We start from the raw sequence: 21,318 nt of genomic DNA, 5'->3' as shown, positions 1-21,318 counted from the left end.
TTCAACCAGGACGGCGAAGCCGACATCATCGCCAAGGACACCAGCGGCAACCTCAAGATGTGGACCCACAACGCGGGCGGCTTCTTCAACTCCCCCATCACCGTGACCGGCGGCTGGAACTTCTCCCAGACCACCACGGCCGACTTCGACGGCAACGGCAAGGCCGACCTCATCGCCCGCAACGACACCACCGGCGACCTCACCATCTGGGCCGGCCACGGCGACACCACCTTCGGCACCCCCGCCAAGCTCACCAGCGGCTGGTAACCCACCGATGAGAGCCCTTCCCGACGCCGGCGAAGCCAGAGAGGCACCCCTTCCCATGCCCCGCACCACACCCGGACCCACTCGGACGAGAGCCGTCGCGGCCGCGATCGTCCTCGGCCTGGTCACGGCCGGGCTCGCAGCGTCCCCGGCCACCGCAGCCGAGACCGTGTACCCGACCTTCAGCAGCGCCTTCAACAACGCCGGCATCGCCACGCAGGCCAGCCCTGGACTCGCGAACCTCGACGGGGAGGGCGACAGCCTGTCGGCCGACGCACTCGACGCCGCAGGATGGACCCGAGGCGCGCGGGTCACCGTCAACGGCACCACCTACACCCGTCCCGATGTGGCCCCCGGGCAGCTGGACAACATCGTCGCCGGCGGCCAGCGAGTGCCCGTCTCCGGAGCCGGCAACGCCCTCGGCTTCCTCCTCACCGCCACAGGCGGTGCCGTGTCCGGTTCCGGCACCGTGCACTACGACGACGGAACCACCTCCTCATACAGCCTCAGTGGCATCGGTGACTGGGAATCCGGCAACACGGTCGCCGCGGCGGTCGTCCTCGGCCGCTCGGCACGCGAGACCGCCCCGGTGAAGCTGTTCGCGGTCACCGTCCCCATCACCACGGGAAAGACCGTCGCCTCGGTCACCCTGCCCACCGCTCCCGCCGACGGGAAGCGCCTCCACGTCTTCTCCATGGCCGTACGCGGCACACCTGCCGCGCCCGGCGGAGCCGCCTGGACCGGAAGCTGGGCCGCGTCCTTCAGCCACGCCGCGTCCACCGCGCAGGGGAGCGACCCCGACTGGTCGAACCAGACCATCCGCATGGTGGTCAACCCTCACACCAGCGGCAGTACGATCCGGCTGCGTTTCGCCAACACCTTCTCCGCCGAGCCGGTGAAGTTGGGCCGCGTCACGGTCACCGGTCAGTCCGGGGGCGCCACCGCCACGCAGACCCCGGTCACCCTGACCTTCGGCGGCAGCCAGCAGGCGACTCTCCCGGCGGGCGGTGAACTCGTCAGTGACCCGGTCTCCCTGCCCGTCACAGCCGGGAAGAACCTCCTGGTCAGCTACTACCTGCCCGGCACGGTGAAGGCAGCGCCCCGGCACCCGTACGCCCGGCAGACGTCGTACTCCACCGCCCGGCTCGCAGGTGATCAGACCACGGATGTGAGTGGCGCCGACTACACCAGAGAGCTGAGCTACTGGAGCCTCGTCAGCGGTGTCGACGTCGCCAGGACGGGTTCCCAGGGCACCGTCGTCGCCATCGGCGACTCCCAGACGGACGCCGGCCACAGCACCCCGAACACCAACCGACGGTGGCCCGACTTCTTCGCGTCGTTCCTGAACAGCCGGTCGTCCTCCGCTCCGGGTGTCCTCAACGCCGGCATCAGCGCGAACTGGCTCACCACGGACTCCACCGGCGGTGGAGGCCCCAGCGCGGTCACCCGTCTCGACCGCGACGTGTTCGCCCAGCCCAACATACGCGAAGTCGTCCTCTACGAGGGCGTCAACGACATCGTCAGCGGTGTATCGGCGACCACCGTGACCAACGCAATCCGGTCGATCGCGTCCCAGGCACGTGCTCGCGGGATCCGTGTCACCGTCGCCACCATCCCCGGCTTCTCCGGCTACCCGTCGGCGAATGCCTCCTTCCGCCTCCGGGAGGCCGTCCGACAGACGGTGAACAACTACATCCGCACCACGAGCGACATCGACGACTACATCGACTTCGACGCCGTCACCAGGGACCTCGACGACCCGTACGCCATCCGGCCGGACATCGCGAGCGACACCGACGACTTCCACTTCAACGACGCGGGCACGGAGCTCCTCGGCCGTACCCTGGCCGACCGTGAGGTGAGGGCGTCCCTGCCCATGGGCGAAACCACGGCCGCCGACTTCAACGGCGACTCGGTGTCCGACCTTCTGGCACGGCACGACCCCACCGGCACCCTGAAGATCTGGTTCGGCCGCGGCGACGGCACCTTCACCTCGGCGAAGGACCTCACCGGCGGCTGGCAGAACTACTCCCAGACCGTCGCCGGGGACTTCACCGGTGACGGCAAGGCCGACATCATGGCCCGCTACGAAGGACCCGCCGACGCGAACGTCCCTCAGAACACGCTCCGTCTGTGGGTCAATCGGGGCGACGGAACCTTCGGTGCGGCCAGCAATGTCACCGGCGGCTGGAACTTCACGCAGACCGCCGCCGCCGACTTCGACGGCAACGGCAAGGACGACCTCATCGCCCGCGACGCGAACGGCAACCTCAAGATCTGGGCCGGGCGGGGCGACGGCACCTTCGGCGCCGCGGCGCAGCTCACCGCCGGCTGGAACTTCGCGCAGACCGTCGCGGCGGACTTCAACGAGGACGGCGAGGCCGACATCATCGCCCGGGACCCCGCGACGAACACACTGAAGATGTGGACCCACAACGCGGGCGGCTACTTCAACTCCGCCGTCACGGTGACGGGTGGCTGGAACTTCTCCCAGACCACCGCCGCCGCTGACATCGACGGCGACGGCAAGGGGGACATCCTCGCCCGGGACGACGCCACCGGCACCCTGAAGGCGTGGTCCGGTCGGGGCGACGGGACCTTCGGCATGGCGCGCAGCCTGACGGGCGGCTGGTGATCCCGGAAGACGTATCGACGTCAGATCGCGCACCGGCGGCGCCCGAGTCCTCGAAGGGACTCGGGCGCCGCCGGTGGTTCATCCCACGGACCGGCCCGCCGCAGCGACCTGCTGCCACGGACGGCCGCTCCGCCTCGCCACGTGGGACACGGTCCTACTTGGCGGCGCCGAAGGCGGGGGTGACGGAGCCCTTGTAGGTGTCCTCGATGTACTTCTTGACCTCGGGCGAGTTGAGGAGCTTGGCGAGCTTCTCGACCCGGGGGTCGTTCTCGTTGCCCTTCTTGACGGCGAGGAGGTTGGCGTAGGGGTTGCCCTCGCCCTTCTCCAGGACCAGGGCGTCCTTCGCCGGGGAGAGGTCGGCCTCGATCGCGTAGTTGCCGTTGATGACGGCGGCGTCGACGTCGTTCAGGGCGCGGGGCACGGTGGCGGCCTCCAGCTCCTTGAACTCCAGGCCCTTCTTGTCGGTGATGTCGGACAGCTTGGCGTCGGTGCCGACGCCGTCCTTGAGGGTGATGAGGCCGTTGTCGGCGAGGAGGTGGAGGGCGCGGCCCTCGTTGGTGGTGTCGTTGGGGACGGCGATCGTCTGGCCGGCCTTGATGTCCTTGAGGGACTTCACGGACTTGGAGTAGACGCCGAGCGGCTCCAGGTGGACGTCGACCACGGGGACGATGGTGGTCTTGTTCTTCGCGTTGAAGTCGTCCAGGTAGGGCTTGTGCTGGAAGAAGTTGGCGTCGACCTGGCCGTTCTGGGTGGCGGTGTTCGGCAGGACGTAGTCCGTGAACTCCTTCACCTCCAGCTTCAGGCCCTCCTTGGCCGCCAGGTTGTCCTTGACGAACTTGAGGATGTCGGCGTGGGGCGTCGGGGACGCGGCGACGACGAGCGCCTTGTCGGCGGAGCCGGCCTTGTCCTTGGCGGAGGCCGGGTCCGAGGAGGTGCCGCAGGCGGTGAGGCCGAGGGCGAGGGCGGTGACGGAAGCGAAGCCGGCGGCGAGCTTGATGTTCTTACGCACGAAGAGTGCCTCTTTCTTGTGGAGCGGTGGACGCCTGGACAACAAGTCCGGGCTCAGGGGGGTGGTCTGGGGGGCCGTCAGGCGGTGCGGCCGCGGCGGGCGAGGAGCCGTACGACCCCGTCGCCGAGGAGCTGGACGATCGTGACGATGGCGACCAGGACGACGACGGTGACGAGCATGAAGGTCGTGTCGAAGCGCTGGTAGCCGTAGGTGACGGCTTTGGAGCCGAGTCCCTCGCCGCCGACCGCGCCGGCCATCGCGGAGTAGCCGATGAGCACGATGACGGTGGTGGTGACGGCGGCGACCAGCGAGGGCAGGGCCTGCGGGAGCAGCACCTTGCGGACGATGGTCGGGATGCCGCCGCCCATGGACTGGACGGCTTCGACGAGCCCGTGGTCGACCTCGCGGATGGCGGTCTCGACGAGGCGCGCGAAGAAGGGGATGGCGCCGATGGCGAGCGGCACGATCATCGCGGTCGGGCCGATGAAGGTGCCGACGACGAAGGTCGTGAAGGGGATCAGGGCGATCAGCAGGATGATGAACGGCAGCGAGCGGCCGATGTTCACGATCGCACCGACGACCTTGTTGACGGGCCGGTTCTGGAGCAGTCCGCCCTTGTCGGTGAGGACGAGGAGGATGCCGAGCGGCAGGCCGCCGACGATGGTGACGACGGTGGCCCACAGGACCATGTAGAGGGTGTCGACCGTGCCCTGTTCGAGCAGGGGGCGCATCTCTTCCCAGGTCACTTGGCACTCTCCTTCGCGAGCACGTGCGGCTGCTGTACGGGGACGGCGGGGGCGGCCTCACCGTGCGGGTCGTCGACGGGCTCGACCTGGAGGCCCTGCTCGCGGAGGAAGCCGATCGGGACGACGTTCTCCTCGTACCGTCCGGGCAGTTCGATCCGCATCCGGCCGATCTGCTTCCCGCCGACGGTGTCCATCGCGGCTCCGAGGATGGAGATGTCGATGTTGTACGTGCGGGAGAGCTGGGAGATCACCGGCTGGGTGGCGGCCTCGCCGTGGAAGGTGACGTCGACGACGGTGCGGTCGGCGCCGGTGGCCTGGCCGCTGACCGGGAAGAGCTCGGCGGCCAGCTGGGAGCCGGGGGTGGCGAGGAGTTCGGCGACCGTGCCGGACTCGACGATCCGGCCCTTCTGCATGAGGGCGGCGGAGTCGCAGATGGTCTTGACGACGTCCATCTCGTGCGTGATGAGCAGGACGGTGAGGCCGAGCTGCCGGTTGAGGTCGCGCAGGAGCTGGAGGATCGAGCGGGTGGTCTCCGGGTCGAGGGCGCTGGTGGCCTCGTCGGAGAGGAGGACCTTGGGCTCGCCGGCGAGGGCGCGGGCGATGCCGACGCGCTGCTTCTGGCCGCCGGAGAGCTGGCCCGGGTAGTTCTTCGCCTTGTCGGCGAGGCCGACGAGGTCGAGGAGTTCGAGGGCCCGGCGGGAGCGCTCGGCGCCCGGGACGCCGAGGATCTCCAGGGGGAGCTCGATGTTGTCCTTGACGGTGCGCGAGGACAGCAGGTTGAAGTGCTGGAAGACCATGCCGATGCTGCTGCGTGCCCGGCGCAGGTCCTTGCCGGCGCGGCGGCCCTTGCCGGCGAGGGCGGTGAGGTCGACGCCGTCGACGGTGACCGTGCCGGAGGTGGGGCGCTCCAGGAGGTTGACGCAGCGGATCAGGGAGGACTTGCCGGCGCCGCTCTGGCCGATCACGCCGAAGACCTCGCCCTCGCGGACGTGGAGGTCGACGCCGTCCAGGGCGGTGACCTGGCGGCCGCGTGACTCGTAGACCTTGGTCAGGCCCGAAGTGGTGATCACAGGGGTTTCCGTCACTGTCGAGTGCGCGACGCGTGGGTCCGCCGTGCACGGGGCATTCGTCATTTCGGACAGTCAGGCGCACGGGGGGCCGTTCCGGCGGGGCCGGGGAGGCGGTGTGCGCGGGGCGGGCACGGTCCGACGCCGGTGGGGCGGTCGGATCGGCTCGGCCGTCGGGGTCTCGCTTCGGGGCGCGAGGCTCAGGCGGGGGCCCTCAGATGGCGCACATTCGACACATGCGAAGAGCACCGGGCGTCTGGATCGCCTCGGTCGCAAGGATGCGGCTGCTCGTCGTGGTCATGGCTGCAAGTAAAGCATGCGCAGGTGCGAACGGAAGTCCGGTGTCCGCATTCCGGACGCCGCTGAGACGTGGGATGGACGGCCGTACGAGGCTCCGCGCCCTGCGCGGCCTGCGCCGGAGCGGGTCCCGGCGGGCCGCCCCCGGAAGCGGGGCGGGGACGGGATGTGGCCAAGGCCACGGTGCCCCGGCGTCCGTCGGCGGGCTCGGCGGGGCCGGGCGTCCGGGGCCTTTCGCCCCGTAATACCCTCGGGCGCATGCTTGACGCCCTCACGGTCGCGGTCTCGGTGGCCGCGCTCGCCCTCGCCGCCTGGTGCGGCTTCGCCGCCTACCGGGACCAGCCCACCAAGGACTGGCACTTCATCGGCATGGCCGTGGTGACCTTCCTGGTCCTGGTCCAGCTGATCGTCGGCATCGTGCAGCTGGTCCGCGGCGAGACGGCCGAGGAGGGGACGGTCATCTTCGTCTCCTACCTGCTCGGCGCGCTGTGCGCGGTGCCGATCGCCGGCTTCATGTCGCTGGCGGAGCGGAGCCGCTGGGGTTCGGCGACGGTGGCGGCGGGCGCGGTCGTGCTCGCCGTCCTGGAAGTGCGTCTCTTCGACATCTGGACGGTGGGCTGACCATGGCGGAGACGGTGGAGACGGCACGGGACGCGAAGCCGGGGCGGACCCGGCTCGTCTCGGGCCCGGGCATGCTGCTCGTCTGGCTGTACGGCGTGATGTCGGTGGGCGCGGTCTCGCGCTCGATCTACCAGGTGTCGACCGAGTTCGACCGGGCCCCGCTGGCGTACGCGCTCTCGGCGGTGGCGGCGGTCGTGTACGTCTTCATCACGTACACGCTGGTGCGCGGCGGGGAGGCGGCGCGCAGGGCGGCGCTGGTGTGCTGCGCCGCCGAGCTCGCGGGCGTGCTGGTGGTGGGGACGTGGACGCTGGTCGACCCGTCCGCCTTCCCGGACGCGACGGTCTGGTCGGACTTCGGGTACGGCTACGTCTTCATCCCGGTGCTGCTGCCGCTGACGGGCATCTGGTGGCTCAGGCGGTCGCGTACCGCCTGAGCGGTGTCAGGCGGCCTTCTCCAGGGTGACGAGGGTGAGCCGGGGACCGACCTCGCGGGCGCCGACCTGGGCGTAGCCCCGGGCGCGGTAGAGGCGGAGGTTGCCCTCGCTGCGGTGGCCGGTGAAGAGCTGGAAGCGCTTGGGCGCGGTGTCCGCCGCGGCGAAGTGGCGCTCGATGGCGTCGAGGAGCCGGCCGCCGATGCCGTGACGGCGCAGCCGCGGGTGGACGATGAGCTTGGCGATGTGGACGGTGCCGTCCTCGTCGGTGCGGGCGCGGACGGAGGCGACGACCTCGTCGCCGAGCCGGGCCACCAGGGCGTGGCCCTCGGCGAGCTCGGCGCGGACGGCGTCGAGCCGCTGGGTGAGCGGCTCGATGGCCCAGTCGCCGTACAGTTCGGCCTCGCTCTGGTAGCAGAGGTACTGGAGCTTCAGGATCTGCTCCGCGTCGTCCGCGGCCGCCGCCGAGATGGTCACACTCAGGCCCATGTGCGCATGCCTCCCGCTCATCTGATCACCGATCGGTACCCCGCACCCTTCCCCGTCGACCGGATGCGGGAACCTCTGCCGCGAGCATTCTGCGCAGGCATCCCAGGCAACGGGAACGCATCGGCCCCAGACTGCCTTGTGAGATACCCAACGTTCCTGCGATTTCCCGGTAGGTGGGGTCCGCGGGGTCGAGCATCGCGTGCAGGAGGCGGGGGCAGCGGCCGGGTGTCCTGGTGACGGCGGCCCGCAGGGTGCTGCGGCGTTCGGCGGTGAGTGCGGAGCCCTCGGGGCCCGGCGCCTCGTGGCGCACGTCGGGCGGCGCGTCGCCGCGGTAGGGGCGCTCCCGGCCGCTGGTGCGGCGGGCCAGGCGGGCCTCGGCGCGGACGGCCCGGCGGAGCCAGTCGGCGGGACGCTCGGGGGCGTCGTCGGCGCTGAGCCGCTCCAGGAGGCGGAGCCAGACGGCCTGTTCGAGGTCGGCGGGGTCGATCCCGGCGGCCGCGGCCTCGGCCCGCGACTCGGCGGCCAGGAGCGGGGTGAGGGTGGCGAGGAGGGATTCCGGGGAGGTCATGCCCGCCACGATGCGGCGGCGCCGGGGCGCGGTTGCGCCCCGGCGGCGGAACCACCCGGTCGGCGTACGGCGGTACGCGCCGACCGGGCGGCGATCCGGGTCAGCGGGCGCGGAAGTCCCCGGCGGCGAGCAGGGCGGTGTCGGGGTTGTCCGAGAAGATGCCGTCGATGCCGGTCTCGAAGTACCGCTCCAGGGCGCCGAAGGCGTCGCCGTAGGCGGCCGGGTCGGTGCCCTTGCGGAAGTCGGCCGGCAGGAAGGCGTTCTCGTTGCGCTGGGTGTACGGGTGGAGGATCAGGCCCTCGGCGTGGGCGTCCCGCACCAGGGTGGTGGGGGTGGTGAGCCGGCCCGTGGCGTCCTTGGGGATCACCAGGTCGAGGGTGGGGCCGATGCCCTGGGCGTACGAGGCGATCCAGCGCAGTCCGGCCGGGGTGACGAGGTCGGCGACGGTGCGCGGGTCGCCGGACTCGACGAAGTCCCAGGGGCGGGTGGCCGCGCCGGAGAGCAGCACCACCAGCGGGGAGTCGACCAGCTTCGACAGGCGCTGGACGCTGCCGGGCTCGAAAGACTGCAGGAAGACGGCGGAGTCCGCGCGGTGGCGGCCGTAGCGGCGGAGCAGCTTCGCCAGGCGCTCCTCCAGGCCGAGGCCGAGGGAGCGGAAGTAGGTGGGGTGCTTGGTCTCGACGTGGAGCCAGATCTCGCGGCCCCGGCGGCGGCCCTCCTCGTCGGCCCAGCGCAGGACCTCCTCGAAGGTGGGGACGGTCCAGCGGCCGTCGTAGAGGGTGTTCTCCTGCCGGGTGCCGGGGATGCGCTCCTCGGCGCGCAGGGTCTTCAGCTCGGCGAGGGTGAAGTCCTCGGTGAACCAGCCGGTGTAGGCGACCCCGTCGACGGTCTTGGTGGTCTTCCGGGAGGCGAACTCGGGGTGGTCGGCGACGTCGGTGGTGCCGGTGATGTCGTTCTCGTGGCGGCAGACCAGGTGCCCGTCCTTGGTGGGGACGAGGTCCTGCTCGATGACGTGGGCGCCGAGGTCCAGGGCGTGCCGGTAGGAGCCGAGGGTGTGCTCGGGGCGGTAGCCGCTGGCGCCCCGGTGGGCGATGACGGTCGGGACGGGGAGCGAGCGGAAGCCGCGGCCGTGCCCGTGGCCCTGGCCGTGCGGGCGGCCGGTCTCGGCGGCCTGCGCGGTGCCCGCTCCGGCGGCGAGCCCGGCGGAGACGCCGAACGCGGCGGCGCCGGCCGCTCCGAGTACCGAGCGGCGGGCCGGGGTCCGGGGTGCGCCCTGGGTCATGGAGGTCCTCCTGTGTGATGTCCCGCACCTGTCGTCGGGTGGACCCGACGGTAGGGACCGAGCCCCTACGGGCGGCAGACCCCGGCGGAACATGGCGGAAACACGCGTCAACACCGTGTATCCGTTCGGTGAACCCGATGTGCGCACGACGGTGACCCGCGAGTATCGTCCGGTGCTGCACCGTCGGCTCTCCGGAGCCGCCCGCCCGACACCGGAGGAACCGTTGTCCCGTCACGCGATCGTCAAGGCCACCCTCGGTCCGATCCTGCGTCTGATGTTCCGCCCCCGCGTCGAGGGCGCCGAGAACGTCCCCGGGACCGGGCCGGTGATCCTCGCGGGCAACCACCTCACCTTCATCGACTCGATGATCATGCCGATCTGCCTGGACCGCCAGGTCTTCTTCATCGGCAAGGACGAGTACGTGACGGGCAAGGGCGTCAAGGGCCGGCTCATGGCCTGGTTCTTCACCAGCGTCGGCATGATCCCGGTGGACCGGGACGGCGGCCGGGGCGGTGTGGCGGCGCTGATGACGGGCCGCCGGGTCCTGGAGGAGGGCAAGGTCTTCTCGATCTACCCGGAGGGCACCCGCTCCCCCGACGGCCGGCTGTACCGGGGCCGTACGGGCGTGGCGCGGCTCGCGCTGATGACGGGCGCGCCGGTGATCCCCTTCGCGATGATCGGCACGGACCGGGCGCAGCCGGGCGGCGCGGGCTTCCCGCGTCCGGTGCAGGTGACGGTCCGCTTCGGCGAGCCGCTGGAGTTCTCCCGCTACGAGGGCATGGACCGCGACCGGTACGTGCTGCGGGCGGTGACGGACTCGGTGATGGCCGAGGTCATGCGGCTGTCGGGTCAGGAGTACGTCGACATGTACGCCACCAAGGCGAAGGCCGCGTAGCAGTCGGCCGTACGCGGCGAGGGCGCCCCCGGGATCGTTCCGGGGGCGCCCTCGTGCGTGGGGCGGGGTGCGTCAGTGCTCGATCGCGCCGTCCGCGAGCTTCTGGTCCCTGAGGAGGAACCAGGCGGCGACGGCGGTGGCGAGGAGGACGGCCGCGCCGACGCCGGCGGCGATCCGCAGGCCGTCGACGAAGGCCTCCTGGGCGGCCGAGACGAGGGCGCCGGCCCGCTCCGGGTCGAGGGCCGAGGACGCCTCGACGGCGCCGCCGAGCGAGTCGTGGGCGGCCGCGGCGACGTCCGAGGGAACGCCGGCCGGGGTGGTGAAGCCCCGGTAGACGCCGGTCACGATGGAGCCGAGGACGGCGATGCCGAGGGCGGCGCCGAGCTCGTACGCGGTCTCGGAGACGGCGGACGCGGCGCCGGCCTGCTCCTTGGGGACGCTGGAGAGGATCACGTCGGCGGTGACGGTGAAGGCGAGGCCCGCGCCGACGCCGACGACGAGGAGGCTCGCGCCGAGGACCGGGTAGCCGGTGGTCTGCCCGATGGCGGTCAGGACCGCGAGGGCGAGGCCGATGGCGGCGAGGCCGCCGGCGACGGCCGAGCGGACCGAGAAGCGGCGGGCGAACCGGCCGGCGAGCAGACCGGCGGTCACCGAGCCGATCGCGGCGGGCAGTTCGGCGAGGCCGGCCTCCAGCGGGGAGCGGCCCTGGACCAGCTGGAAGAACTGGGACAGGAAGAACACCAGGCCGGCGAGGCCGAGGATGGTCAGCAGGTCGGCGAGGACGGCGCCGGAGAAGCCGCGGTTGCGGAAGAGGCGCATGTCCAGGAGCGGGGCCGGCAGGGTGAGCTGGCGGCGGACGAAGCCGGTGAGGCCGCCGGCGCCGACGAGCGCGGCGACGGCCACGTCGAGGGTGAGGCCGTGCGAGGCCAGTTCCTTGACCGCGTAGACGACGCCGATCATGCCGACGAGGGAGAGGGCGACGCTGGGGAGGTCCCACGGGCCCGGGTTCGGGTTCTTCGACTCGGGGATCAGCTTGGCGCCGATGACGACCAGGACGGCCATCACGGGCAGGTTGATGAGGAAGACCGAGCCCCACCAGAAGTGCTCCAGGAGGAAACCGCCGACGACCGGGCCGACGGCGGCGCCGGCCGCGGCCATGGCGCCCCAGATGCCGATGGCGAGGCTGCGCTCGCGCGGGTCGTGGAAGAGGTTCCGGATGAGGGCCAGGGTCGACGGCATCAGGGTCGCGCCGGCGACGCCGAGGAGGGCGCGGGCGGCGATCATCATCTCGGGGCTGGTCGCGTAGGCGTTCAGGACCGAGACGGCGCCGAACGCGGCGGCGCCCACGAGGAGGAGCCGCTTGCGGCCGATGCGGTCGCCGAGGCTGCCCATGGAGACCAGCAGACCGGCGATGACGAAGGAGTAGACGTCGCCGATCCAGAGCAGCTGGGTGCCGGTCGGCTTCAGGTCCTCGGAGAGGAAGGGGGTCGCCAGGCCGAGCACGGTGGCGTCCACGGCCACGAGCAGCACGGCCAGGACGAGCGCGGCGAGGGCGAGCCACCGGCCGGGACGGCGCACGCCCTCGGTATGGCTCTCCTCGTTGCCCTTGTCGTAGCGGACGGTTTCGGTGGTCACTTCTCCACGCTCCTGCGCGCTCCGCCGAGCAGCAGCTCGGCGATCATGTAAGAAAAGTCGTTGGCGGCGACCCGCCCGTCGGCGACGGCCCAGGCGCCCGAGCCGATCAGCCCGTAGAAGGCCTCGCAGAGCCAGGCGGGGCTGAGGTCGATCCGGAAGGTGCCCTCCTCCTGGCCGCGCCGGAAGAGGGCGGCGAGGCGGGCGTCGAGGCGGGCCCAGCCCTCGTTCTGCCCGTCCCCCTCGAACAGCTGGTTCTCGGTGACGAGGAAGGAGAGCAGCGGGGCGGCGGGCTCGGAGGCGGCGACGAGCCGGCGGACGGCCTCGTCGGCCGGCCCCTCCTCGATCCGGGCCGCGTCGAGCGCGGCCTCCGCCTCCTCGATGCACATCTGCTCAAGGGCCCGCACCAGGGCGTCCCGCCCGGCGAAGTGCCGGTGCAGCGTGGCCCGCCCGATGCCCGCGGCCCGGGCGACCTCGTCCATGGTGGCGGTCGCCTTGCGGGAGAGCAGGGCGGCGGCGGCGCGGAGCACCTGGGTGCGGTCGACTGACATGAGACAACCATACACCGTGTGAGACATTTTTGTCTCACACGAAATTCCGATGCCTCACCGAGGGGCGGGGCGGGATGCTGTGCGGCATGACGAAGTCGCTGCTGCTGATCGACGTGGACGGACCGCTCAATCCCTACGCGGCTCAGCGCGAGCGCAGGCCGGAGGGGTACACGACGCATCGGATGCGGCCGGGGGGCTGGTTCGAGACCAAGCCGCTGCGGGTGTGGCTGAACCCGGGGCACGGGGCGGAGCTGCGGGCGCTGGCGGGGGCGTACGAGCTGGTGTGGGCGACGACGTGGAAGGGCGAGGCCAACGAGTGGATAGGCCCGCACCTGGGGCTGCCGGAGCTGCCCTTCATCGACTGGCCGACGATGCACGGGGCCGCGCCGGAGGGGACGTTCTGGAAGACCCCGTACGTCCTGGAGTACGCGCGGGGGCGGCCGTTCGCGTGGGTGGACGACGACATCACGCCGCACGACCACGCCTACGTCGAGCGGCAGCACGACGCCGCCGCCCTGCTGCGGCACGTCGATCCCCGGCTCGGACTGCTCCGGACGGACTTCGACGCGCTCGCGGAGTGGGCGGCGGCGCTGTGACCCGCTGAGGGGCTACTTCTGCTTGGCGGTGGACCAGGCGTGCTGGATGACCAGGTCGGCCTTGACCTCGACGAGCTGGGCGGCGACGGCGGAGGGGGCGGTGCCGCCGCGGCCGTCGCGGGAGGCGAGGGCGCCGGGGACGTCGAGCACGGTGCGGACCTCGGGGGTGAGGTGCTCGGAGATCTTGGCGAACTGCTCGTCCGTGAGCTCGTCCAGCTCCTTGCCCTCGGACTCGGCGACCTTCACGCACTCGCCGGCGACCTCGTGCGCGACGCGGAACGGCACGCCCTGCTTGACCAGCCACTCGGCGATGTCCGTGGCGAGCGAGAAGCCGGCCGGGGCCAGCTCCTCCATGCGCTCGCGATTGACGGTGAGCGTGGCCATCATGCCGGTGAAGGCGGGGAGCAGGACCTCCAGCTGGTCGCAGGAGTCGAAGACCGGCTCCTTGTCCTCCTGGAGGTCGCGGTTGTAGGCGAGCGGCAGGGCCTTCAGGGTGGCCATCAGGCCGGAGAGGTTGCCGATGAGGCGGCCGGACTTGCCCCGGGCCAGCTCGGCGATGTCCGGGTTCTTCTTCTGCGGCATGATCGACGAGCCGGTGGAGAAGGCGTCGTGGAGGGTGACGAAGGAGAACTCCTTCGTGTTCCAGATGATGATCTCCTCGGCGATCCGGGAGAGGTTCACCCCGATCATCGCGGTGATGAAGGCGAACTCGGCGACGAAGTCGCGCGAGGCCGTGCCGTCGATCGAGTTGCCCGCGCTGCCCCGCTCGAAGCCGAGGTCCTTCGCGACGGCCTCCGGGTCGAGACCGAGGGAGGAGCCGGCGAGGGCGCCGGAGCCGTACGGGGAGACCGCCGTCCGGGTGTCCCACTGGCGCAGCCGCTCGGCGTCCCGGGAGAGGGACTGCACGTGGGCGAGGACGTGGTGGGCGAAGAGCACCGGCTGGGCGTGCTGGAGGTGGGTCCGGCCGGGCATGGCGACGTCCGGGTGCGCCTCGGCGAGGCCGACGAGCGCGTCCTGGAGGTCGGCGATCAGGCCGCCGATGGTCCGGGCGTGGTCGCGGAGGTACATCCGGAAGAGGGTGGCGACCTGGTCGTTCCGGGACCGGCCGGCGCGCAGCTTGCCGCCGAGCTCGGCGCCGAGGCGCTCCAGGAGGCCGCGCTCCAGGGCGGTGTGGACGTCCTCGTCGGCGATGGTGCCGACGAAGGAGCCGTCGGCGACGTCCGCCTCCAGCCGGTCCAGGCCCGCGAGCATGCGGGTCAGCTCGTCCTCGGTGAGCAGTCCGGCCTTGTGCAGCACGCGCGCGTGGGCCCGGGATCCGGCGATGTCGTAGGGCGCGAGGCGCCAGTCGAAGTGGACGGAGGCGGAGAGCTTCGCGAGGGCCTCGGCCGGACCGTCGGCGAAACGCCCGCCCCAGAGCCGGACGTCACCGTTGTTGCTGCTCACTTCTGGTTGCTCCTCGCCTCGATGATCCGAAACCCTTGATGCATGAGTATGCAGAACTCCGCATGATTCGTCAATCGAGGGCCGCAGGCCCCCGCTCCCCACCCTCGCGGGGGAGAACGCCTCCCGCACGACAAGGACACGGCCCCGCCGACGCGCGCCGTCCAGCCTCTCCGCATGGCACACGAGGCGGAATCGCGGAAGGCGGCCGTACGGCGTCTGGGACGGGGGCTTCCCCTGGACCGGGCACTGGACGTGACACGGCCGAAGGCCTGGGCGGACCTGGACGAGGACATACGGCAGGCGGTCCGGTGACGCGGTGGAGCCCCGGCGGACGAGGGTGCTCCTCGACGACCCCGAGCCCGCCGTCGTACGGGAGGCGCGGCGGGCCCTGTGGTCATGACGGGGCCCTTCCGTGAGACGGTGCGTCACGGCGGGTCCCCACGGCGGAAGATGGACCCATGGGAAAGACATATGAACGTATCGATGGGCGGCTGCGGGCCTTCATCGAGGAGCAGGCTCTCTACTTCGTCGCCACCGCCCCGCTCTCCGGGGACGGGCACGTCAACCTCTCGCCGAAGGGGCGGCGGGGCACCCTCGTCGTCCTCGACGAACTGACCCTCGCCTACGTCGACTTCGGAGGCAGCAGCGCCGAGACCCTCGCGCATCTCCGCGAGCCGGGGAACGGGCGGATCACCCTGATGTGGACCTCCTTCTCCGGTCCGCCCACCGTGGTGCGGGTGCACGGCGACGGGGAGGTGGTGCTGCGGGACGATCCGCGCTGGGCCGAGCTCTTCGGGCGGTTCCCCGAGGAGGCCGTGAAGGACCAGATCAGCGCCCGGGCGATCGTCCTCGTGCACGCGCGGCGGGTCAGCGACTCCTGCGGGTTCGCCGTGCCGGTGATGGAGTACCGGGAGGAGCGCTCGCTGCACGCCGACTTCTTCAACCGGAAGACGGACGAGGAGTTCAACGCCTACTGCGAGGGCAAGGAGCACATCGCCACCAGCCTCGACGGGCTGCCCGCCCTCCCGCTGCCGCTGCCGCCGCTCCCCCACTCGGGCCAGTAGCGTGGCCGGCGGCCCTCGGGCCGCCTAGCGTCGCCGCCATGCGTACCCTCCTCGCGCTCGGCGCCGTGCTGTTCTCGCTCGCGGCCGCCCCGGCTCCCCCGACCGCGCCGCTGCCCGCGCGGATGGCGGACACCGGCGGCGGCTCCCAGCTGATCACCGCCGTCGCCGCCGACGCCTCCGCCACTGCCGGGACGGTCACCTGGTGGGACCGGCGGGGCGGGCGGTGGGTACGGGCGGGCTCGGCGCCGGCCCGGTTCGGCGCGAACGGGCTGGCCGAGGGGGCCACCCGGCGGCAGGGGACGAACACCACGCCGACCGGCCTGTACGACCTGCCGTACGCCTTCGGGATCCGGGCCGCGCCGGCCGGGACCCGCTACCGGTACGTACGGGCCACCGAGGACTCGTGGTGGTGCCAGGACAACGGCTCGCGCGCGTACAACCGCTGGGTCGAGAGGCTCCCGGCGGACTGCCGCCCCGCGGAGGCCGAGCACCTCGTCGCGTACGGGACGCAGTACGCCCACGCGCTCGTCATCGGCTTCAACTACGCCCGTCCGGTGCGGATGCGCGGCGCCGGGATCTTCCTGCACGTGAACGGGAAGGGCGCGACGGCCGGCTGCGTCTCCGTCCCGGCGGACGCGATGCGGGCGATCCTCGCCTGGGCCGATCCGGAACGGCGGCCGCACATCGCCGTCGGCACCCGGCGGGGTCCGACGGCGATCGTGCGGTACTGAGGCTCCCGGGCCGCGCTCAGCTGCCCTTCTGCGCCAGGCGCAGCAGGTGGTCGGCGAGGGCCTGGCCGCCGGTGGGGTCACGGGAGATGAGGAGCAGGGTGTCGTCGCCCGCGATGGTGCCGAGGATGGCCTGGAGCTCGGCCTGGTCGATGGCCGACGCGAGGAACTGGGCGGCGCCCGGCGGGGTGCGCAGCACCACGAGGTTGGCGGACGCCTCGGCGGAGATGAGGAGTTCGCCGGAGAGGCGGCGCATCCGCTCCTCCTTGGCGGACTCGCCGAGCGGGGCCTGCGGGGTGCGGAAGCCGCCCTCGCTGGGGACCGCGTAGATCAGCTCGCCGCCGGTGTTGCGGATCTTCACCGCGCCGAGCTCGTCGAGGTCGCGGGAGAGCGTCGCCTGGGTGACGCTCAGCCCGTCGTCCGCGAGGAGCTTGGCGAGCTGGCTCTGCGACCGCACCGGCTGCCGGTTGAGGATGTCGACGATCCTGCGGTGGCGTGCGGTGCGCGTCTGCGGGACCGACGGCCCTCCGGGCTCGTTCCCCTGCGCGTCGGTCATCGTCGCCTCATTCTCCGGTCGTTCCTTGCCCGTTCGCCTCGTACGCCTCGTACGCCTGCTGGAGGACGGCCGGGAGCACCCGGAGGAAGGTGTCCGCCTCGGCGTCGGTGAGGACCAGCGGAGGCATGATCCGTACGACGTCGGGGGCGGGCGCGTTCACCAGGAGGCCGGCGTCCTGAGCCGCCTGCTGCACCTGGGGCGCGAGGGGCTCGGTGAGCACGATACCCAGCAGGAGGCCCGCACCACGGACATGGGAGACCAGCGGGTGCCCGAGGGCCTCGATTCCGGAGCGCAGCCGCTCGCCGACGGCCTTGACGTGGTCGAGGGCCGCGCCGGCGCCGAGGGTGTCCAGGACGGCGAGGCCGGCGGCGCAGGCCACCGGGTTGCCGCCGAAGGTGGTGCCGTGGTGGCCGGGGGCGAAGAGCTCGGCGGCCGCGCCGAAGGCGACGGTGGCGCCGAGCGGCAGCCCGCCGCCGAGGCCCTTGGCGAGGGTGACGACGTCCGGGTCGACGCCCTCGTGGGCCTGGTGCTCGAACCAGTGGCCGCACCGCCCGATGCCGGTCTGCACCTCGTCGAGGACGAGGAGGGTGCCGGTGGCGCGGGTGATCTCCCGGGCCGCCTTCAGGTAGCCGGGCGGCGGGACGACGACGCCGTTCTCGCCCTGGATGGGCTCGATGATGACGAAGGCCGTCTCCTCGGTGACGGCGGCGCGCAGCGCCTCCACGTCGCCGTACGGGACGTGGGTGACGTCGCCGGGTAGCGGCAGGAACGGGCCCTGCTTGCCGGGCTGGCCGGTGAGGGCGAGGGAGCCCATGGTCCGGCCGTGGAAGCCGCCGTCGGTGGCGACCATGTGGGAGCGGCCGGTGAGCCGGCCGATCTTGAACGCGGCCTCGTTGGCCTCGGCGCCCGAGTTGCAGAAGAAGACCTTCCCGGGGCGGCCGGCGAGCTGGAGCAGCCGCTCGGCGAGCGCGACGGGCGGTTCGGCGACGTAGAGGTTGGAGACGTGGCCGAGGCTCTGGATCTGGCGGGTGACGGCCTCGACGACGGCCGGGTGGGCGTGGCCGAGGGCGTTGACGGCGATGCCGCCGACGAAGTCGAGGTACTCGGTGCCGTCGGCGTCCCAGAGCCGGGCGCCCTCGCCGCGGACGAGGGGCAGCCGGGGGGTGCCGTAGTTGTTCATGAGCGAGCCCTGCCACCGCTCGGTCAGCTGCTGGTTGCTCATGGTTCCCCCTGTCCGTCCGGCACGACCATCGTGCCGATGCCCTCGTCGGTGAAGATCTCCAGCAGGATGGAGTGCTGGACGCGTCCGTCGATCACGCGGGCCGTGGTGACCCCGTTCCGTACGGCGTGCAGGCAGCCCTCCATCTTGGGGACCATGCCGCTGGAGAGTTCGGGCAGCAGCTTCTCCAGCTGGCTGGCGGTGAGCCGGCTGATGACCTCGTCGCTGTGGGGCCAGTCCTCGTAGAGGCCCTCGACGTCGGTCAGGACCATCAGCGTTTCGGCGCCCAGCGCAGCAGCGAGTGCCGCAGCCGCCGTATCAGCATTGACGTTGTAGACATGTCCGTCGTCCTGGGAGCGGGCGATGGAGGAGACGACCGGGATGCGGCCGTCCTCCAGGAGCGCCTGGATGGCGCCGGTGTCGATGGCGGTGATCTCGCCGACGCGGCCGATGTCGACGCGTTCGCCGTCGATCTCCGGCAGGTGCTTGGTGGCGGTGATGGTGTGGGCGTCCTCGCCGGTGAGGCCGACGGCGAGCGGGCCGTGCTGGTTGAGCAGCCCGACGAGTTCGCGCTGGACCTGGCCGGCGAGCACCATCCGTACGACGTCCATGGCGTCCTCGGTGGTGACCCTGAGGCCGGCCTTGAACTCGCTGACGATGCCGTGCCGGTCGAGGGCGGCGCTGATCTGCGGGCCGCCGCCGTGCACGACGACCGGCTTGAGGCCGGCGTGGCGCAGGAAGACGACGTCCTGCGCGAAGGCCGCCTTCAGCTCCTCGTCGATCATGGCGTTGCCGCCGAACTTGATGACGACCGTCTTGCCGTGGTGGCGGGTGAGCCAGGGCAGCGCCTCGATCAACGTCTGGGCCTTCGGGAGGGCGGTGTGCTTCCGCGTGGCGTTGGTCATGACGAGTACGCGCTGTTCTCGTGGACGTAGTCGGCGGTCAGGTCGTTGGCCCAGATCACGGCGGACTCGGAGCCGGCGGCGAGGTCGGCGGTGATGACGACCTCCCGGTAGCGCATGTCGACGAGGTCGCGGTCCTCGCCGACGGAGCCGTTGCGGCAGACCCAGACGCCGTTGATGGCGACGTTCAGCTCGTCGGGCTCGAAGGCGGCGGAGGTGGTGCCGATGGCGGAGAGGACCCGGCCCCAGTTGGGGTCCTCGCCGTGGATGGCGCACTTGAGGAGGTTGTTGCGGGCGATGGAGCGCCCGACCTCGACGGCGTCGTCCTCGGTGGCCGCGTTGACCACCTCGATGCGGATGTCCTTGCTGGCGCCCTCGGCGTCGCCGATGAGCTGGCGGGCGAGGTCCGCGCAGACCTCCCGGACGGCCTCGGCGAAGTCGTCCTGGGCGGGGGTGGCGCCGGAGGCGCCGGAGGCGAGGAGGAGGACGGTGTCGTTGGTGGACATGCAGCCGTCGGAGTCGACCCGGTCGAAGGTGAGCCGGGTGGCGGTGCGCAGGGCGGCGTCCAGGCCCTTGGCGTCGACGTCGGCGTCGGTGGTGAGGACGACGAGCATGGTGGCGAGGCCGGGGGCGAGCATGCCCGCACCCTTCGCCATGCCGCCGACCGTCCAGCCGTCCTTGGAGACGACGGCCGTCTTGTGGACGGTGTCGGTGGTCTTGATGGCGATGGCGGCCTTCTCGCCGCCGTGCGCGGAGAGTTCGGCGGCGGCCTTCCCGACGCCCGGGAGGAGCTTGTCCATGGGGAGGAGGACGCCGATGAGGCCGGTGGAGGCGACGGCGACCTCGCCGGCGCCGACCTCGGTGCCCTGACCGCTGAGGACCTCGGCGACCTTCTCGGCGGTGGCGTGGGTGTCCTGGAAGCCCTGCGGGCCGGTGCAGGCGTTGGCGCCGCCGGAGTTGAGGACGACGGCGGTCAGCTCGCCGTCGGCGAGGACCTGCTGGGACCAGACGACCGGGGCGGCCTTGACGCGGTTGGAGGTGAAGACTCCCGCGGCGGCGCGGCGCGGCCCGGTGTTGACCACGAGGGCCAGGTCCGGGTTGCCGTTCTGCTTGATCCCGGCGGCGATGCCCGCCGCCGTGAATCCCTGCGCTGCGGTGACGCTCATGGAGCGACTCCAATCGTGGAGAGTCCGGTGTCCTCGGGAAGGCCGAGGGCGATGTTCATGCTCTGCACCGCGCCGCCGGCGGTGCCCTTGGTGAGGTTGTCGATGGCGCTGATGGCGATGATCCGGTGCGCGTTCGCGTCGTACGCGACCTGGATGTGAACGGCGTTGGAACCGTGGACGGACGCCGTCGCGGGCCACTGGCCCTCGGGGAGGAGGTGGACGAACGGCTCGTCCGCGTACGCCTTCTCGTAGGCGGCGCGCACGGCCTCGGCGGTCGTGCCCGGCTTGGCGGCGGCGGTGCAGGTGGCGAGGATGCCGCGGGGCATCGGCGCCAGGGTGGGGGTGAAGGAGACGGTGACCCGCTCGCCGGCCGGGCCGGAGAGGTTCTGGATCATCTCGGGGGTGTGGCGGTGGCCGCCGCCGACGCCGTACGGGGTCATGTTGCCCATGACCTCGCTGCCGAGGAGGTGCGGCTTGAGGGCCTTGCCCGCGCCGGAGGTGCCGGAGGCGGCGACGATCACGGCCTCCGGCTCGGCGAGGCCGCCCGCGTACGCCGGGAAGAGGGCGAGCGAGACGGCGGTGGGGTAGCAACCGGGCACCGCGATGCGCTTGGACCCCTCCAGCGCGGCGCGGGCGCCCGGCAGTTCGGGGAGGCCGTAGGGCCAGGTGCCGGCGTGCGGGGAGCCGTAGTACGTCTCCCAGTCGGCCGGGTCCTTCAGCCGGAAGTCGGCGCCCATGTCGACGACGAGGACGTCCGGGCCGAGCTGCTCGGCGACGGCGGCGGACTGGCCGTGCGGGAGGGCGAGGAAGACGACGTCGTGGCCGGCAAGCTCCTCGGCGGTGGTGGGCGCGAGGACGCGGTCGGCGAGCGGCAGCAGGTGCGGCTGGAGGCCGCCGAGCTTCTGTCCGGCGTTGGAGTGGCCGGTGAGCGTGCCGATCTCGACGTGGGGGTGGGCGAGGAGGAGGCGCAGGAGTTCCCCGCCCGCGTATCCGCTCGCGCCCGCGACTGCTGCTCGTACCGTCATCAATACCCTCCTCATGGATGGCATGACTATACGCGTCGCCGTAGTTTTATGCAACGAGCCCGTGCGTGTCGGGCGGCGGGCCGGACGGGGACGGCGCCCCGGCGGTCGGGCGGGGCGGATTCCCGGACTCCC

At 71.9% G+C, this 21,318-nt stretch carries 22 protein-coding genes; 8 read left to right on the top strand and 14 right to left on the bottom strand.

All coding sequences use genetic code 11. The features are described 5' to 3' along the window. A partial coding sequence (locus ABZ621_RS13610; RefSeq protein WP_360603905.1) for a VCBS repeat-containing protein occupies positions 1–267 on the top strand: 267 nt, incomplete at its 5' end. A gap of 55 nt (positions 268–322) precedes the next feature. Continuing rightward, complete coding sequence (locus tag ABZ621_RS13605; RefSeq protein WP_360603903.1) at positions 323–2,899, top strand: FG-GAP-like repeat-containing protein; 2,577 nt, start codon at positions 323–325, stop codon at positions 2,897–2,899. Positions 2,900–3,053: 154 nt separating this feature from the next. On the opposite strand, the gene ABZ621_RS13600 is transcribed toward ABZ621_RS13605, so the two are convergent. The 3 genes from ABZ621_RS13600 to ABZ621_RS13590 all read right to left on the bottom strand — a co-directional run bounded on the left by ABZ621_RS13600 (position 3,054) and on the right by ABZ621_RS13590 (position 5,724). Then, positions 3,054–3,908: a MetQ/NlpA family ABC transporter substrate-binding protein gene (locus ABZ621_RS13600; RefSeq protein ID WP_360603901.1), complete on the bottom strand. Its 855-nt coding sequence runs from the start codon at positions 3,906–3,908 to the stop codon at positions 3,054–3,056. Between the two features lie 77 nt (positions 3,909–3,985). Beyond that, positions 3,986–4,654: a methionine ABC transporter permease gene (locus ABZ621_RS13595; RefSeq protein WP_031011893.1), complete on the bottom strand. Its 669-nt coding sequence runs from the start codon at positions 4,652–4,654 to the stop codon at positions 3,986–3,988. Next, positions 4,651–5,724: an ATP-binding cassette domain-containing protein gene (locus ABZ621_RS13590; RefSeq protein WP_360603899.1), complete on the bottom strand. Its 1,074-nt coding sequence runs from the start codon at positions 5,722–5,724 to the stop codon at positions 4,651–4,653. The genes ABZ621_RS13595 and ABZ621_RS13590 overlap by 4 nt, the downstream gene beginning before the upstream one ends. A 552-nt stretch (positions 5,725–6,276) precedes the next feature. Between ABZ621_RS13590 and ABZ621_RS13585 the strand changes: the two genes are divergently transcribed. Together ABZ621_RS13585 and ABZ621_RS13580 are read left to right on the top strand one after the other, a co-directional pair. Continuing rightward, the gene (locus ABZ621_RS13585; protein WP_169092653.1) at positions 6,277–6,639 is read left to right on the top strand and encodes a hypothetical protein; all 363 of its coding nucleotides are present in this window, start codon (positions 6,277–6,279) and stop codon (positions 6,637–6,639) included. 2 nt (positions 6,640–6,641) lie between these two features. Then, entirely contained in the window at positions 6,642–7,073 is a 432-nt protein-coding gene (locus ABZ621_RS13580; protein WP_360603897.1) for a hypothetical protein, read from the top strand. Positions 7,074–7,079: 6 nt separating this feature from the next. On the opposite strand, the gene ABZ621_RS13575 is transcribed toward ABZ621_RS13580, so the two are convergent. From ABZ621_RS13575 to ABZ621_RS13565, 3 genes are all read right to left on the bottom strand, one after another. Continuing rightward, complete coding sequence (locus ABZ621_RS13575; protein ID WP_360603895.1) at positions 7,080–7,559, bottom strand: GNAT family N-acetyltransferase; 480 nt, start codon at positions 7,557–7,559, stop codon at positions 7,080–7,082. Between the two features lie 25 nt (positions 7,560–7,584). Further along, on the bottom strand, positions 7,585–8,127 hold the full coding sequence (locus ABZ621_RS13570) for a sigma-70 family RNA polymerase sigma factor (protein WP_360603893.1): 543 nt from the start codon (positions 8,125–8,127) through the stop codon (positions 7,585–7,587). Between the two features lie 100 nt (positions 8,128–8,227). Further along, entirely contained in the window at positions 8,228–9,409 is a 1,182-nt protein-coding gene (locus ABZ621_RS13565) for a glycerophosphodiester phosphodiesterase (protein WP_360603891.1), read from the bottom strand. 223 nt (positions 9,410–9,632) lie between these two features. Here ABZ621_RS13565 and ABZ621_RS13560 point away from each other — a divergent pair, with 223 nt between their 5' ends. Beyond that, entirely contained in the window at positions 9,633–10,304 is a 672-nt protein-coding gene (locus ABZ621_RS13560) for a lysophospholipid acyltransferase family protein (RefSeq protein ID WP_360603889.1), read from the top strand. A 72-nt stretch (positions 10,305–10,376) separates the two neighbouring features. Here ABZ621_RS13560 and ABZ621_RS13555 read toward each other — a convergent pair whose 3' ends face one another. Beyond that, positions 10,377–11,939, bottom strand: coding sequence for an MFS transporter (locus ABZ621_RS13555; protein WP_360603887.1), 1,563 nt, complete (start codon positions 11,937–11,939; stop codon positions 10,377–10,379). Next, positions 11,936–12,487 (bottom strand): helix-turn-helix domain-containing protein, encoded by a 552-nt coding sequence (locus ABZ621_RS13550; protein ID WP_360603885.1) that lies wholly within the window; start codon positions 12,485–12,487, stop codon positions 11,936–11,938. Before ABZ621_RS13550 ends, ABZ621_RS13555 begins: the two co-directional genes overlap by 4 nt. An 86-nt stretch (positions 12,488–12,573) precedes the next feature. On the opposite strand from ABZ621_RS13550, the gene ABZ621_RS13545 reads away from it, so the two are divergent. Beyond that, positions 12,574–13,083, top strand: coding sequence for a hypothetical protein (locus ABZ621_RS13545; RefSeq protein ID WP_360603883.1), 510 nt, complete (start codon positions 12,574–12,576; stop codon positions 13,081–13,083). A gap of 12 nt (positions 13,084–13,095) precedes the next feature. On the opposite strand, the gene argH is transcribed toward ABZ621_RS13545, so the two are convergent. Continuing rightward, positions 13,096–14,526, bottom strand: coding sequence for an argininosuccinate lyase (gene argH / locus ABZ621_RS13540; protein WP_360603881.1), 1,431 nt, complete (start codon positions 14,524–14,526; stop codon positions 13,096–13,098). 458 nt (positions 14,527–14,984) lie between these two features. Between argH and ABZ621_RS13535 the strand changes: the two genes are divergently transcribed. Both ABZ621_RS13535 and ABZ621_RS13530 read left to right on the top strand, forming a co-directional pair. Next, positions 14,985–15,590, top strand: coding sequence for a pyridoxamine 5'-phosphate oxidase family protein (locus tag ABZ621_RS13535; RefSeq protein WP_360603879.1), 606 nt, complete (start codon positions 14,985–14,987; stop codon positions 15,588–15,590). A gap of 38 nt (positions 15,591–15,628) precedes the next feature. Next, a complete protein-coding gene (locus tag ABZ621_RS13530; protein ID WP_360603877.1) occupies positions 15,629–16,321 on the top strand; it encodes a L,D-transpeptidase family protein in 693 nt (230 codons plus the stop codon). 16 nt (positions 16,322–16,337) lie between these two features. Here the strand turns inward: ABZ621_RS13530 and ABZ621_RS13525 are convergent, their stop codons facing one another. Genes ABZ621_RS13525 through argC form a run of 5 tightly spaced genes read right to left on the bottom strand, consistent with a single transcriptional unit; the run spans position 16,338 to position 21,186 of the window. Beyond that, the gene (locus tag ABZ621_RS13525; protein ID WP_360603875.1) at positions 16,338–16,874 is read right to left on the bottom strand and encodes an arginine repressor; all 537 of its coding nucleotides are present in this window, start codon (positions 16,872–16,874) and stop codon (positions 16,338–16,340) included. A 7-nt stretch (positions 16,875–16,881) separates the two neighbouring features. Then, positions 16,882–18,096: an acetylornithine transaminase gene (locus tag ABZ621_RS13520; protein WP_360603873.1), complete on the bottom strand. Its 1,215-nt coding sequence runs from the start codon at positions 18,094–18,096 to the stop codon at positions 16,882–16,884. Then, positions 18,093–18,998: an acetylglutamate kinase gene (gene argB / locus ABZ621_RS13515; protein WP_360603871.1), complete on the bottom strand. Its 906-nt coding sequence runs from the start codon at positions 18,996–18,998 to the stop codon at positions 18,093–18,095. Before argB ends, ABZ621_RS13520 begins: the two co-directional genes overlap by 4 nt. Then, positions 18,995–20,161, bottom strand: a complete 1,167-nt coding sequence (gene argJ, locus ABZ621_RS13510) for a bifunctional glutamate N-acetyltransferase/amino-acid acetyltransferase ArgJ (RefSeq protein ID WP_360603869.1) — start codon at positions 20,159–20,161, stop codon at positions 18,995–18,997. Before argJ ends, argB begins: the two co-directional genes overlap by 4 nt. Next, a complete protein-coding gene (gene argC / locus ABZ621_RS13505) occupies positions 20,158–21,186 on the bottom strand; it encodes an N-acetyl-gamma-glutamyl-phosphate reductase (RefSeq protein ID WP_189949556.1) in 1,029 nt (342 codons plus the stop codon). The genes argJ and argC overlap by 4 nt, the downstream gene beginning before the upstream one ends. Positions 21,187–21,318: the final 132 nt, after the last annotated feature.

The organism is Streptomyces sp. NPDC007863, assembly GCF_040633895.1.
Taxonomy (GTDB): Bacteria; Actinomycetota; Actinomycetes; order Streptomycetales; family Streptomycetaceae; genus Streptomyces.
The sequence above is the reverse complement of the archived record's forward strand: the minus strand, read 5'-3'. Positions and strand labels throughout refer to the sequence as shown.